Raw genomic sequence first — 14,045 nt, forward strand, 5'->3', positions numbered from 1 at the left:
GAACGGTAGGTAGGGGATGAAAATGACAGCAAACCGCATTAAAGCTGTAGCACTTTCTCATTTCGCACGCTACGGCTATGAAGGAACTTCATTAGCAAATATTGCTCAAGAAGTTGGGATTAAAAAGCCATCGATTTACGCACACTTTAAAGGAAAGGAAGAGCTATATTTTATATGCTTAGAATCCGCTCTTCAAAAAGATTTACAGAGCTTCACTGACGATATCGAAAATTTTTCAAATTCGTCTACTGAAGAATCGCTCTTACAGTTACTAAAGGGCTACGCAAAACGATTTGGTGAAAGTGAAGAATCAATGTTTTGGTTACGAACTTCCTATTTTCCGCCCGATGCATTTCGTGAACAAATTATTGAAAAAGCGAATGCGCACATTGAAAACGTTGGAAAACTTTTATTCCCTATTTTTAAACAGGCAAACGAGCAAAGTGAACTCCATAACATTGAAGTAGAAGACGCTCTAGAAGCTTTCCTATGCTTACTGGACGGACTTATGGTTGAACTACTATTTGCAGGTTTAAATCGCTTTGAGACTCGTTTAAACGCCTCTTGGCAAGTATTTTGGCGAGGTCTTTCAAACTGACGGATTGCTCCTTTGCAATGCGTCGTTTTTAAGCCCTTTACCTAACGACTGGTAGGAAGGAGAAATGACATATGGCATGGATTTATGTAATCATTGCTGGTATTATTGAAATCTTTTGGGTGATTGGACTTAAAAAAGCGGAGGCACCACTTGAATGGATTGGTGTTGCGTTATTAATTACAATTAGTTTCGTTTTATTATTTAGAGCTTATAAAGATTTACCTGTCGGCACTGTGTACGCCGTCTTTACAGGAATTGGAGCTGGTGGAATCGTTCTTACAGAGATTTTCATCTTCGGAGAACCTTTCTCTATCGTAAAAGTGTTATTAATCGGCTTAATCTTCTTCGGCGTAATTGGTTTAAAACGAGTAACAGAAGAAAAAGAAGCGAAGGAGGCCGCATAAAATGGCTTGGGTATTTTTAATTCTAGCTGGTATTTGTGAAATTATTGGTGTACTCTTTATGAAAGTAGCCACTGAAAAGAAAGGCTGGGCACCAAAAGTTATTTTAATCGCTAACTTCAGCGTAAGCTTCTTCTTCTTATCTCTAGCGATGGATACATTACCGATGGGAACTGCTTACGCAATTTGGACTGGAATCGGAACTGCCGGAAGTGCGCTTCTAGGTATTCTTATTTTCCGTGAATCAGCGGATTGGCGCCGTCTTGCCTTCTTAAGCTGCATTCTATGCGGCGCTGTTGGCTTAAAATTATTAAGCTAACGTGAGGTGAATGTCATGTGGAAAGAAAAAGGAAAACAAATGCTAGCATGGATTACACTCGGGATCGTCATTCTACTGCAAATCAGTTTTCACATAATAGAATGGTTGTTTCATAAAGTAATATCCATTCTTACATTTCTTCCTAACATGGCACTTGAAATTGCATCTATTGTTTGGTCAGTTATTGCCTCCATTACAATCGTCATTATATGGAGTATCGCCAAACTATGGAATAAAATATATAAAAAGGACAGTACTTCTGAAAAAGAGTAACTGTCCTTTTTATATTCATTCGGAATTTCTGTAGAAGTTTGATGTGATAAGACAAAGAAGACCAACGATGACAATACTTATTCCAATTCCTTTATGCAAATTAGGAATTGGTGATGGGATATCTGAGTAAAAATTTGCTAATATGAGACCGATTGAAAATAAAAATACCCCTATTCTATATAACCATTTTCTTTTACTCATCATTCTCCCCCTATCATTTTTCATACACTCCTTTCTTTTGGACATACTACCTAAAAAAGGAGTGAATAATATGCAAAATTCTATACATAAGCAGATCCTATTTTTATTTTTCCTCTTTCTCATTCTCGTTATCGTTTTCAGCTTTATATTACATACTCCAAAAGATGTTGTACCAAACAGCCTCTCTGTTTATAAACTCTTACTTTCATATTGTCGTTATTGAATAAGGTGCCTTATACAAGGCACCTTTTAAAATTCTCTCTTCTCATATAATTTCACTGAAACGAAGATAGATACTATGAACATGCATATTGAACTAACGAATAACATGCTGTTATATAATTGAATTTGTTCCATGCTGATTTCAAAGAACATGGTACCAATTGCTGTCGGTGCTATTAGTATGAAAAGCGTAATAAAAGAAGCTTTTTTATACCCAAACCAAAACAATATCGGTAATACAGTGCTTAAATATATAAAAACAAAGCCAGAAATCGTAATTACTGTTGTCGTTATAAATTCAAAAGTTCCATCTTCAAATCGATTGATTACTACAGGACTAGACACTATCATACTTATAATAAAAATAATAAGTGCCATTATGTATTTAGCTAACACAATTTGCTTTTTCGCTAGCGGTAAACTATTTACTATTACTTCACTATTATATTTTTTATCGTCATTGAATGTTTTTAAAATTGCTATTACTGGAATTATAGCTGACATAATTATGTAAAAACTTTTAATATCTATTAATGTCATATACAAGAGAAGAGGATAGATTAAGTGCCATATTAAATACTTCCATTGCATGATAAAGTCTTTTATTATAAGTTGCTTCACAATCGCTCCCTCCTTATAAATCACGCTCATTGTACAAATGAATTGAGATAAACATAGACATAACATATAAAAGAAGCAATCCTGCTATAAAACAACTATTTACAACAAGACTCGTGTTCCAAACATTCTCTACATCTAACCATACGTTACTTACAATCAGTCCACTTAAATACCCAAATGCAATTCCGATGAAGGGAGCAATTTGTTTTGCACTGCTATATCCTACTGAAAATTCAATTGGGGGTACAATTATGCTATAAACCAATCCTCCCGTTATTCCGCCAAGAATCTCTCCCCATAACATAAACGCAGTTGTATTTTCATTTTGCAACTGGATTAAACTAATCACAAGTGAGAAAAAAACACCTAAAGTAACTAAAATACTTATAAATATGTATTTTGCTATGACAATTTCCTTACGCTGAAACGGTAAACTATTTATTACCATTTCACTTTTATTCCTATCCTCATAAATCATCGACAGCATCATGCCAAGAACAGGTATAAACATAATAAATGTCATCAAAAAACTATCACTACGAAAATCAACAATAGCAAGGAAGAACAAACATATTAAATACACAAAACTTAACTTTCTTTGCAACATCATATCTTTTAAGACTAATTGCTTGATCATGTTTTTCCCTCCTAATATGAAAATGCCCCTTCTATAACTCTGCCTCCTGAAACATTTTCATTGAGAGCAACATTGATATGACTATACTTACTAACACTCCGATACCAAGAACACTCATTGATAATGTAGCGTCTTCAGAGTGAAGTACTTTTAACATGATTATTTCATCACCAAAAATATTGCACATAAAGCCAATCATACCCATTAAAGGAAAAATCATAATCACATTCAAGACAGTAATAGCTTTATATCCTCCAATGTAATTAGTAGGTATCGTTACTACACAATAAATCAAAGTTGCTACTATTGCTGAAAATATCGCATATCCAGGAATAACTATATCTCTGTCTAATAAAACATTTCCTAATATTATGACTATAAAAGTTATACTCAAACCAGCTATAATAAATAATGAGCTTGAAATATATTTAGCTATAACTATCTCTTTTCTCGTTATAGGCAAACTCACTAATACTTTTTCTGTTTTACTTTTCTCCTCATGATAAAAAGAAATATAAATAATTGTACTACATGTTATAAATAATCCTATTGCAATCCCCATTGGTTGCACGGAATCCCTAAAAATAGATAACATAGGGATTAAAAAATAGAAAGGAAACATCTTCTTCTGTAAGAAAAACTCCTTCAAAATCAACTGTTGCATATGAATTCCCCTCCCTACAAATCACGCGCTTCATAAATTTTAATTGTAAGAAACATAGAAGCGATATAAATACTGACTAATGTAATAAACCCAACTATAAATATACCAATATGCAGAGGATTCATAATCCACTCAAGGAATGAAGGTGCTACTTCCTTCAGCCCATCACTAATAAATATCCAAAGTATCCCCCCAACTAGTATTGAAGTTGCTGCTATTATACTTATTACCGCCTTTGATTTTGCAACATAATAAATAGGGAAAAAAGTGGCCATCCAAAATACGGCGTAAACTATTCCATTTATTACTTCATACCATGAAATTTCAATATAAAGTTTAGGATAGTATGTAACGATATCACCAATAACAGCGATACACCTTATAAGAAAAACAACTAGCATAGTGGAAACCATGCCCCCTACAATGAATATTGCACAGGAAATATATCTAGCAATTATGATATCCTTTCTACTTAACGGTAAACTATTCATAATAATTTCACTTGTATTTCGTTCATCTATTGCGACTAATATCATAACTGCGGAAAGAGTTACAAATAAACAACTCATAGGAAACAGCATTCCATCACCGTTTTCAAATAAAAAGAATATAAAGGGTATAATAAGATACACTGGCCATATTCCCCGAAAAAAGAACAAATCTTTATATACGAGCTGACGCATAGGCACCTCTTCCTTTCGCGGTGTAAACGATGATATCATCTAATGTAGGCTTTTCTAGTACAACTTCATTTCCAAACCAATCGATAATTGCTTGTTTATCCTTCGCTAAACCTTCGAAACCAAATTTATTTTTTCGTAATCCAACAAATAGTTCTTTTCCTTCTCGGTCTAATAAATCATTACTTCCTTTTACGACTACGTAGTTCTCCATTAAATCGTCTTTTTCACCAGTAAATATAATTTCTCCATCATTGATAAACGTAATATAATCTGCCATGCGCTCTAAGTCTGTTGTAATGTGCGTTGAGAATAATACAGATACTTCATCTTCCATTACAATTTCTTGTAACATATCAAGTAATTCACTTCGAACAACTGGATCTAATCCTGCTGTCGGTTCATCCATAATGATAAACTCTGCGTGATGTGAAAGTGCGATAGCAATCGCAAATTTCATTTTCATCCCTTTTGATAGTTCTTTAATTTTTTTATACTTCGGAACTTGCAATCTATGCATATACGATTGATACTGCTCTTCGTCCCACTTTTTATATAAAGGTGCAATAATACGTTTCATTTGTTCACACGTTAAATCTTCGTAGTAATGATTTTCATCATATACAAAACCGATTTTTTGTTTTATTTCCTTTTCGGCTTTCTTATTGTCCTTGCCAAAAATTTTTATATCGCCGCTATCTTTCCTAATTAGATTCATAATCATTTTGATCGTCGTACTTTTCCCTGCTCCATTCGGTCCAACAAATCCCATAATATATCCGCGTGGTAACGTAAAACTTATATTTTTCACTGAAAAGTCTTGATAACTTTTACAAACGTTTTTTAGTTCTAACATCCCTTATTCCCCCTCATATAAACACGCAATCATCTGCTGTAAATCTTCCAGTGAAAGCTGCAACGCTTTACTTTCATTCACAATCTCTTCCGCTTTACTTTCCAATAGACGAAGCCTTTGTTCTTTGAGTAGTTCATTATTTTTACGTGAAACATAAGTCCCCTTCCCAGCAACAGTTTCTATATATCCTTCTTTTTCAAGCTCCTCGTACGCACGCTTCGTTGTAATTACACTAATTTGTAGCTCCTTCGCTAAGCTACGAATAGACGGTAATTGATCTCCACCCTTTAAATCACCATTTAAAATAAGCTGGCTTAATTGTTTTCTTATTTGTACATAAATAGGGTCTTGGGAAGAATTCGAAATAATAATATTCATGTTTTCCTCCAGTGTGTATATACTGTGTATACCTTATATATACAGTATATACACAGCGCCCTATTTTTGGCAAGAAAAAAAGACCAACATTTTCCTGTTGGTCTTTCGTATATGTATCACTTTTCAAAGCGATCTAACATCTCATCTCTCATTCCGAAACTCACTACCGCAATTCCTACATACATAAACAGAAGGAACGCCGGATGAACTGTGTTGTACCAAGTGCTATCAACAATTAAATAAATCGTTAATGCCACAACAAGAACAAACGCTAAGATAAACATATAAAAGTGTCTTGTGCTACCCATAATAAACTCCTCTCTTCTCACTTCACCATTCAACAGTATATTTTATCGAATAATTCGATATGACTCAAGGTTAACTTTCTGTTATGTAATCAAGTTCCACCTTTACAATGTCCTCACATGCTATTGAAATAATCGTTCCTTGCTTATCAATTGCCGTCACTTCTCTATTATCCATTACACGATGCGCTACTCTTTCTAGTACTTTTCCTTGGTCTCGATAACAAAATTCTTTTACATCTTTAATCGTTTTTCCGTTTTCTAAATGGTATATCATTCTATAACACCGATATCCCACATTTTCACCCCCAGCTTGCTCGTTTTTTCACATATACATAAAAATGAGTCATTCCAATCTCATTACATCTTCTTAATTTCAATAAAATTCTAACAAAAATAAATACTTTTATCAAACTGACTTTTTCAACAAAATCACCTATGAAACTGCCTCTTTACACCATTATGAAACAAAAAATATAAATTTTTAACATTTTCTTCACTAATTCTGCACAGATTCTCCATACAAAAAAAAGAACCCGCATATAGCGAGTTCTTCCTTTGTTATTCTAATCAAACTTGTACAGGAGCTAGCTTTTCATAACGTAAAACTGGTTTACGTGCAGCCATCGTTTCGTCTAAACGTTTAATGACTGTTGTATGAGGTGCTTCTTGTACAACTTCTGGATTTTCTTCTACTTCTTTAGCAATTTGAATCATCTTATCAATGAAACCGTCTAATGTTTCTTTTGATTCTGTTTCTGTCGGCTCAATCATAATACATTCTTCCACATTTAATGGGAAGTAAATCGTTGGTGGATGGTAACCGAAATCAAGCAGGCGTTTTGCGATATCTAATGTACGTACACCAAGTTTCTTTTGACGACGACCTGATAATACAAACTCATGCTTACAATGTCTATCGAACGGAAGATCATAGAATGGTGCTAATCTTCTCATCATATAGTTCGCATTTAATACCGCATACTCCGTTACTGCACGTAGTCCATCTGGACCCATAGAACGAATATATGTGTATGCACGAACGTTAATTCCGAAGTTACCATAGAATGGTTTTACGCGCCCAATTGCTTCTGGACGATCATAGTTAAAGTGGTAGCCATTTTCCGTTTTCTCTAAAATTGGTTTTGGTAAGTACGGAATTAAATCAGCTTTCACACCTACTGGACCAGAACCTGGGCCACCGCCGCCGTGAGGACCTGTAAATGTTTTATGAAGGTTTAAATGCACAACGTCAAATCCCATATCTCCTGGGCGAGCTTGGCTTAATACCGCATTTAAGTTTGCACCATCATAGTATAATTTACCGCCTGCGTTATGGACGATTTCTGCCATTTCTAAAATGTTTTCTTCGAATAAACCTAATGTATTAGGATTTGTTAACATAAGTGCTGCTGTTTCTTCGTTTACAACACGTTTTAAATCTTCTAAGTCAACAAGACCATTTTCATTTGATTTTACTGTAATTGTTTCAAAACCAGCTACAGTTGCAGATGCTGGATTCGTTCCGTGAGCAGAGTCAGGAACAATTACTTTCGTACGGTTAAAGTCACCATTTGCTTCATGGTATGCACGAATTAACATTAAACCTGTCCATTCTCCGTGTGCACCAGCTGCTGGTTGCAATGTAACAGTATCCATACCTGTAATCTCAATTAAGTGCTCTTGTAAGTCGTACATTAATTCCATTGCACCTTGTACTGTGTTTTCGTCTTGCAACGGATGAATATTTGCAAATCCTGCGAAACGAGCTACATTCTCATTAATTTTCGGATTATATTTCATCGTACAAGATCCAAGTGGATAGAATCCAGAATCAACACCGTGGTTACGGTTTGAAAGTGCTGTATAGTGGCGCATAATATCAAGTTCAGATACTTCTGGTAGCTCTGCATCTTCTACTCGAATATAATCGCTCTCAAACACATCTTCTAGTTTCACTTCTTCTACATCTAATTTTGGTAGGCTATATCCTATGCGTCCTTCTTTACTCACTTCAAAGATAAGTGCTTGGTCTTGATTCTTCATTGGATAGCCCCCATTTCGTTTACAAGTGTGTCAATTTCCTCTTTTGTACGAAGCTCAGTTACTGCTACAAGCATATGGTTCTCATGCTCTTTATAATCACGGCCTAGGTCGTAACCGCCGATAATATTCTTTTGTAATAATGCATCGTTTACTTCTTTCACTGGACGCTTGCAATCTACAACGAACTCATTGAAGAATGGTCCAGCAAATGTTACTGTGAAACCCTTCGCTTCAAATTGACGTTTTGCATATTGTGCTTTAGAAATGTTTTGACGTGCCATTTCTTTCACACCTTGTTTACCAAGTGCCGTCATTGCAACAGAAGCTGCTAATGCATTTAACGCTTGGTTTGAACAAATGTTAGACGTCGCTTTATCACGGCGAATATGCTGTTCACGTGCTTGTAACGTTAATACGAATCCACGTTTACCATCTGAATCTACAGTTTGTCCGACAAGACGTCCTGGAATTTTACGCATAAATGCTTTCGTTGTTGCAAAGTAACCACAGTGTGGTCCACCAAATTGCGTTGGGATACCAAATGGTTGTGCATCACCGATTACAACATCAGCACCAAATTTTCCTGGTGGTGTTAATGCGCCTAATGATAATGGATTTGAAGAAACGATAAATAATGATTTTTGTTGATGAACGATTTTTTCAATATCAGCTAATTTTTCAACTTGTCCGAAGAAGTTTGGATATTGAACGATTACACAAGCAACTGTATCATCTACTTCACTTTGTAATACGTCTAAATCTGTTACACCATCTTTATGATTAATTTCAACAACTTCAAGATGTTGACCTTTTGCATACGTTTCAAGTACTGCTCTCGATTCTGGATGAACTGCACTAGATACAAGAATTTTCTTTTTACGAGTATGGCCAGCTGCTAGCATTGCCGCTTCAGCTAAAGCTGTACCCCCATCGTACATAGAAGAGTTCGCTACATCCATTCCTGTTAATTCACAAATCATTGTTTGGAATTCAAAGATTGCTTGTAATTCCCCTTGTGAAATTTCTGGTTGGTATGGCGTGTAAGCTGTATAAAATTCTGAGCGAGAGATAACGTGATCTACAATTACTGGAGCGTAATGATCGTATACGCCTGCTCCTAAGAAAGAAGCGTACTCTTTTAAGTTAGCATTTTTACTAGCCATTTGAGTTAACTCTTTTAAAAGCTCTGGCTCTGATTTTGCTTCTTTAATTTTTAAATCCCCTTTAAAACGAACACTCTCTGGAATATCAGAGAATAACTCATCGATCGTTTGAACGCCGATCGTTTGTAACATTTCTTTTTTGTCTTCTTCTGTCATTGGAAGATAACGATGCAACATGAAATCTACCCCTCTCCCCGTTACTTTGAACGTTTATAAAATGGTGTTGGAACAACTACTGCTTTGACGCGTTTATTACGAATTTCAATTTCTACTTCTGTATCAACTGCTGCGTATTTTACATCAATTAGTGCTAAACCAATGCTTTTCTTTAACGTTGGAGATTGTGTACCACTCGTTAATTCCCCGATTTTCTCTTCTCCAATAAATACAGGATAATGCGTACGAGGAATTCCACGTTCGATTACTTCGATGCCGACTAACTTACGAGGCGCACCGTTTTCTTTTTGCTCTTTTAACGTTTCTTTTCCAAAGAAGTCTGCTTCTTTATTTGGTTTTACCGCAAAGCCAATTCCAGCTTCAATCGGTGTAATATCTTTTGATAATTCTTGACCATAAAGTGGTAATGTTGCTTCGAAGCGAAGTGTATCACGAGCACCTAAACCACATGCTTTTAAACCTTCTTCTGCTCCAACTTCAAGAAGTTTCTCCCAAAGTTTTGCAGCATCTTCACTCTTACAGTAAATTTCAAATCCATCTTCACCTGTGTAACCTGTACGAGATACAAGTGCTGGAATTCCATCTACAAGAATATTGTTTTTAAATTTAAAGAACTTAATTTCTTTCAAATCTTCTGACACAACTTTTTGTAAAATGCCTTCTGCTTTTGGTCCTTGAATTGCAAGCTGTGCAACTTCACTAGAAACATTGACTACTGTCGCATCGCCAATTACATGGCTAGCTAACCATTCGTAATCTTTCTCGATATTTGATGCGTTGATTACTAATAAATAGTCTTCTTCACCACGTTTGTAGATTAATAAATCATCTACTGTACCACCATTTTCGTAGCACATAGCTGTATATTGTGCGCCACCTACCTTTAAGGTAGAAACGTCATTTGTAACAACACGTTGTAAAAATGCTAAACTATCTACACCTTTTACCTCAACTTCTCCCATATGAGACACATCGAACAAACCTGCAGCCGTACGTACAGCTTCATGTTCTTCTTTAATGCTTGAAAATTGAACTGGTAATTCCCAACCACCGAAGTCGATTGTTTTTCCACCATACTTCGCGTATACATCAAATAACGGTGTACGTTGTAATGTAATCATGCTCTCTCCCCCTTATGCTTTGACAAATCAATAAAAGTTGCTCGCCATATCTAAACATTTTCACTCTGAAAAGATAGGATATACGGAATCTCATTATATTTTTTTATGAAAGCGTAAATAAAAAATCACTTTCTTGGATAAAATACGAAAGATTCCACACATTTCACACCATTATCCTAACATCATTCGCTATATTTCATCAATATTCTAGCATAAAAAATAATTTAGAATTTTTTATTCTTAATCTTATTAAATACAACTTTCAAAATTTAATTCTTTATCTTTGCCTATTCTTTAACTTTCAGTATGTGTAATAGCGCCTTATTACAAGGTTTATATAATAAAGATTTTTTTAATAATTACTTTAGTTTATAAAAGGTGGGAGAGTCGTAATGAATGTCGATATTTCCGTAGATCGAGCGTGGCAAAATAATTTTTTAAATAGAATTAACGAGGATGGTCCTTGGACAAACTGGGATTTATATCATTTAGCTTATAAAACAGAAAAATCGTTACTTGTTCCTACTTTCGATGGATTACAAGCACCGAAACATTTATCTCATTTCACACCACTTCCGCATCAATTAGAAGTCGCTCAAAATGTCATTGAACAAATGAATGGTAAAGCGATACTAGCAGATGAAGTGGGACTTGGGAAAACGATTGAAGCTGGGCTTATTTTAAAAGAATATATGGTCCGCGGCCTTGTGAAAAAAGTACTTATACTTGTCCCTGCCTCTCTCGTATCGCAATGGGCATACGAATTAAACACAAAATTTTTCATTCCAGCTGTAGCCCAAAAGAAAAGCTACTCGTGGGAACAAGCCGATGTGATTGTATCATCAATTGATACTGCAAAACGTTCACCGCATCGCGATATCGTTTTGAACTTAGAATATGACCTTATTATTATCGATGAAGCACATAAACTTAAAAATAATAAAACAAAAAACTATGAATTTGCACAGCGTTTAAAAAAGAAATTTTGTTTATTATTAACTGCTACCCCTGTTCAAAATAAGATTGATGAAATTTTCAACCTTGTTTCTTTATTAAAGCCAGGACATTTAGGCAATCAATCCAACTTTGAAGAATATTATGCTTCAAAAAATCGTTCAGCCGAATCTGATGAAGATTTAAAAGCTCTTATTAACAAAGTGATGGTCCGAAATCGACGGCATAATACCGGAATTGATTGGCCAAAGAGACATGTACGTACAATTTTTGTTGAGTTTAATGAAGAAGAGCAAGCTTTGTATAATGGTATTGAAAATTGGCGAGGACAAGATGCCTTCACATCTGCTTTCTCATCGTTAACTTTAAAACGGGAAGCGTGTAGTAGTCGTGAGGCTGTGTACTATTCATTAAAAAAATATGTGGAAAAAAGGCAGAAAGAAAATGAGCATTACATAAAAGACCCACATATTGATGTGCTAATGGACAAGATTAATCATATTCCGTTCAACTCAAAAGCCAATAAAGCTCTTGAGCTTATAAAAGAAATTGACGATAAAGTCATTATTTTCACTGAATATAGAGCTTCACAAATGTACTTACAATGGTTTTTACAACAACACGGTATTTCTTCCGTTCCATTCCGTGGCGGGTTTAAACGCGGGAAGAAAGACTGGATGAAGGAGCTTTTCCAAAACCACGCACAAGTATTAATCGCAACTGAAGCTGGTGGTGAAGGGATTAACTTACAGTTTTGTAGCCATATGATCAATTATGATTTGCCATGGAATCCAATGCGTCTTGAACAAAGAATTGGACGTATTCACCGTCTTGGTCAAAAGAATGATGTTCATATTTATAACTTAGCTACAAAACACACTGTGGAAGAACATATTTTGAAACTGTTATATGAAAAAATCAATTTATTTGAGCGTGTTATCGGTGAACTTGATGAAATTTTAACGAGAATTAATATGAAAAACATCGACGCGCACATTCAAGAAATATTTGCGCAATCAAAAAGCGAAGGAGAAATCCGAATTAAGATGGAAAACTTAACATCTATTATCGACTTTGCGAAACGAAATGAAGCTGAGGTGCAAGGCTATGCAGCAACATGAAATTCATAATTACTTATACAATTTTTTTGAGGCGAATAACTGTGAAATTTTAGAACGTTCTCCTCATTTATTAGATGTGCAGTTAACAATTGAGATGGATAAATTATTAATGAATCGCCCTTTTTATTGGCACTATCTTGAGAAAACAGGAGGCGTGCCGAATCCGATGCGCCTTACTCTTGTTACAAATCCAGAAAATGAAGAAAACGATGGTGAGCTGATTCACTACGGTTCCCCACGCCTTCATCAAATTTTCCAAACAACAAAAGAATTAGGCTCTTACATACGTTTATATGAGGAAGTACGGCATAGCGGAGCAACACATACACCGCTCCATCCGTGGCTCGGTGTAAATATTAAAGTTTCCTATCAATGCGATCGAAAAAAAGACATTCTTCACTCCATTGGGATTCATCTCATTTCTGGCACAATGATTGCAAACTTTCATGAGACATTAGCTAAAATTAAACTGACACCGAAAATACCTGACTTTTGTTTTACGCTCTCGCCTATTATTAAACCGCAAAGTGGTTTACAACGTATAGAGGATGCTTTAAAAAATATTATTGCAGAAGATGACCATACGTGGGCGAAAGAAGCAAGAGTACGCTGGAATCACGATTTAGACCTTTTAAATCGTTTTTATGAAGAGAGTGATGAACTTCCCGAAAGCTATGAAATTGAAAAACAAGCACTGCAAGAACAATATGAACCACGCATTACAGTGCAAATTATTAACGGTGGGCTCTTTTATGTTACCGCAAATCATTTTCTATCTTAAAAAGCTCCTTCTATTTTAGAAGGAGCTTTTTTTGAGTTATCCTCTATCGCCATTACGCTCTTGTTGTTTTTGCTTTGCCATACGTTTTTGATACGCACGATCCTTTGCACTCACATGATTTGCATCAGTTGGAAGGTTTTCTTTTGAACGGCCAATTCCATTGCTCATCTTTTCCACTCCTCCTTATGTCTTTCAAAATACACCCTTATTTTCAGCTAGAGATACAATCTTTATACAAAAAAATAAGAGCAGCCATTGGCTACTCTTACTCACTCACGTATTTTTGAAACATATCATGGATGCCTTTATTTACTAGGTTCGAGATCTGCTCGTCAGATTTATTCGGATAACGATCACGTAATCTGATAGATGCCTTCACCATTAAATTTTCTAATACAGAACGGCCACCTTCTCCATAAATAGTTTCAGCATACTTAACAAGCCTTCCATCCTCTACTGTTGCTGGATTATGATTGAAGAAAAATTTACTCATTGTCTCCACCTCTCTCTTTTTGATAACGTTTACA

The 14,045-nt window shown here is 35.3% G+C and carries 20 protein-coding genes; 6 read left to right on the top strand and 14 right to left on the bottom strand.

The genetic code is table 11. From position 1 onward, the window contains the following. Nucleotides 1-16: 16 nt before the first annotated feature. The 4 genes from F8162_RS11310 to F8162_RS11325 all read left to right on the top strand — a co-directional run bounded on the left by F8162_RS11310 (nucleotide 17) and on the right by F8162_RS11325 (nucleotide 1,591). On the top strand, nucleotides 17-598 hold the full coding sequence (locus tag F8162_RS11310; protein WP_151633136.1) for a TetR/AcrR family transcriptional regulator: 582 nt from the start codon (nucleotides 17-19) through the stop codon (nucleotides 596-598). Between the two features lie 71 nt (nucleotides 599-669). Beyond that, nucleotides 670-1,002, top strand: a complete 333-nt coding sequence (locus F8162_RS11315; RefSeq protein WP_151633138.1) for a DMT family transporter — start codon at nucleotides 670-672, stop codon at nucleotides 1,000-1,002. A 1-nt stretch (nucleotide 1,003) separates the two neighbouring features. Beyond that, complete coding sequence (locus tag F8162_RS11320; RefSeq protein WP_098663329.1) at nucleotides 1,004-1,318, top strand: DMT family transporter; 315 nt, start codon at nucleotides 1,004-1,006, stop codon at nucleotides 1,316-1,318. Between the two features lie 15 nt (nucleotides 1,319-1,333). After that, nucleotides 1,334-1,591 (top strand): DUF3975 family protein, encoded by a 258-nt coding sequence (locus tag F8162_RS11325; protein ID WP_151633140.1) that lies wholly within the window; start codon nucleotides 1,334-1,336, stop codon nucleotides 1,589-1,591. Nucleotides 1,592-1,606: 15 nt separating this feature from the next. Here F8162_RS11325 and F8162_RS11330 read toward each other — a convergent pair whose 3' ends face one another. The 12 genes from F8162_RS11330 to gcvT all read right to left on the bottom strand — a co-directional run bounded on the left by F8162_RS11330 (nucleotide 1,607) and on the right by gcvT (nucleotide 10,662). Further along, nucleotides 1,607-1,795, bottom strand: a complete 189-nt coding sequence (locus tag F8162_RS11330; RefSeq protein WP_192797613.1) for a hypothetical protein — start codon at nucleotides 1,793-1,795, stop codon at nucleotides 1,607-1,609. A 246-nt stretch (nucleotides 1,796-2,041) separates the two neighbouring features. After that, complete coding sequence (locus F8162_RS11335) at nucleotides 2,042-2,635, bottom strand: ABC-2 transporter permease (protein WP_151633149.1); 594 nt, start codon at nucleotides 2,633-2,635, stop codon at nucleotides 2,042-2,044. 13 nt (nucleotides 2,636-2,648) lie between these two features. Continuing rightward, entirely contained in the window at nucleotides 2,649-3,272 is a 624-nt protein-coding gene (locus tag F8162_RS11340; RefSeq protein WP_151633151.1) for an ABC-2 transporter permease, read from the bottom strand. Between the two features lie 31 nt (nucleotides 3,273-3,303). After that, nucleotides 3,304-3,936, bottom strand: a complete 633-nt coding sequence (locus tag F8162_RS11345; protein ID WP_098130248.1) for an ABC-2 transporter permease — start codon at nucleotides 3,934-3,936, stop codon at nucleotides 3,304-3,306. Between the two features lie 14 nt (nucleotides 3,937-3,950). After that, entirely contained in the window at nucleotides 3,951-4,619 is a 669-nt protein-coding gene (locus tag F8162_RS11350) for an ABC-2 transporter permease (protein WP_151633153.1), read from the bottom strand. Next, complete coding sequence (locus F8162_RS11355) at nucleotides 4,600-5,472, bottom strand: ABC transporter ATP-binding protein (RefSeq protein WP_151633155.1); 873 nt, start codon at nucleotides 5,470-5,472, stop codon at nucleotides 4,600-4,602. Before F8162_RS11355 ends, F8162_RS11350 begins: the two co-directional genes overlap by 20 nt. A gap of 3 nt (nucleotides 5,473-5,475) precedes the next feature. Next, nucleotides 5,476-5,850, bottom strand: a complete 375-nt coding sequence (locus tag F8162_RS11360) for a GntR family transcriptional regulator (RefSeq protein ID WP_151633157.1) — start codon at nucleotides 5,848-5,850, stop codon at nucleotides 5,476-5,478. 116 nt (nucleotides 5,851-5,966) lie between these two features. Then, on the bottom strand, nucleotides 5,967-6,158 hold the full coding sequence (locus F8162_RS11365) for a hypothetical protein (protein WP_000535935.1): 192 nt from the start codon (nucleotides 6,156-6,158) through the stop codon (nucleotides 5,967-5,969). 70 nt (nucleotides 6,159-6,228) lie between these two features. Beyond that, nucleotides 6,229-6,432: a DUF3929 family protein gene (locus tag F8162_RS11370; RefSeq protein ID WP_000639160.1), complete on the bottom strand. Its 204-nt coding sequence runs from the start codon at nucleotides 6,430-6,432 to the stop codon at nucleotides 6,229-6,231. 293 nt (nucleotides 6,433-6,725) lie between these two features. Further along, nucleotides 6,726-8,201 (bottom strand): aminomethyl-transferring glycine dehydrogenase subunit 2, encoded by a 1,476-nt coding sequence (gcvPB, locus tag F8162_RS11380; protein ID WP_151633159.1) that lies wholly within the window; start codon nucleotides 8,199-8,201, stop codon nucleotides 6,726-6,728. Continuing rightward, nucleotides 8,198-9,541 carry an aminomethyl-transferring glycine dehydrogenase subunit 1 gene (gene gcvPA / locus F8162_RS11385; RefSeq protein WP_000903246.1) on the bottom strand — a complete coding sequence of 448 codons (1,344 nt, stop codon included), beginning with the start codon at nucleotides 9,539-9,541 and terminating at the stop codon, nucleotides 8,198-8,200. The genes gcvPB and gcvPA overlap by 4 nt, the downstream gene beginning before the upstream one ends. Nucleotides 9,542-9,561: 20 nt before the next feature. Then, nucleotides 9,562-10,662, bottom strand: coding sequence for a glycine cleavage system aminomethyltransferase GcvT (gene gcvT, locus F8162_RS11390; protein ID WP_151633161.1), 1,101 nt, complete (start codon nucleotides 10,660-10,662; stop codon nucleotides 9,562-9,564). A gap of 392 nt (nucleotides 10,663-11,054) precedes the next feature. Between gcvT and F8162_RS11395 the strand changes: the two genes are divergently transcribed. After that, nucleotides 11,055-12,737: a DEAD/DEAH box helicase gene (locus F8162_RS11395; RefSeq protein WP_151633163.1), complete on the top strand. Its 1,683-nt coding sequence runs from the start codon at nucleotides 11,055-11,057 to the stop codon at nucleotides 12,735-12,737. Beyond that, entirely contained in the window at nucleotides 12,724-13,518 is a 795-nt protein-coding gene (locus F8162_RS11400; protein WP_151633165.1) for a YqhG family protein, read from the top strand. Before F8162_RS11395 ends, F8162_RS11400 begins: the two co-directional genes overlap by 14 nt. A 36-nt stretch (nucleotides 13,519-13,554) precedes the next feature. Here the strand turns inward: F8162_RS11400 and F8162_RS29230 are convergent, their stop codons facing one another. Next, complete coding sequence (locus tag F8162_RS29230; protein ID WP_000064669.1) at nucleotides 13,555-13,686, bottom strand: hypothetical protein; 132 nt, start codon at nucleotides 13,684-13,686, stop codon at nucleotides 13,555-13,557. A gap of 97 nt (nucleotides 13,687-13,783) precedes the next feature. Continuing rightward, nucleotides 13,784-14,011: a hypothetical protein gene (locus tag F8162_RS11405; protein ID WP_151633167.1), complete on the bottom strand. Its 228-nt coding sequence runs from the start codon at nucleotides 14,009-14,011 to the stop codon at nucleotides 13,784-13,786. Between the last annotated feature and the right edge of the window lie 34 nt (nucleotides 14,012-14,045).

This window comes from Bacillus sp. CH140a_4T (assembly GCF_008923725.1).
In the GTDB taxonomy this organism is placed as follows: Bacteria; Bacillota; Bacilli; order Bacillales; family Bacillaceae_G; genus Bacillus_A.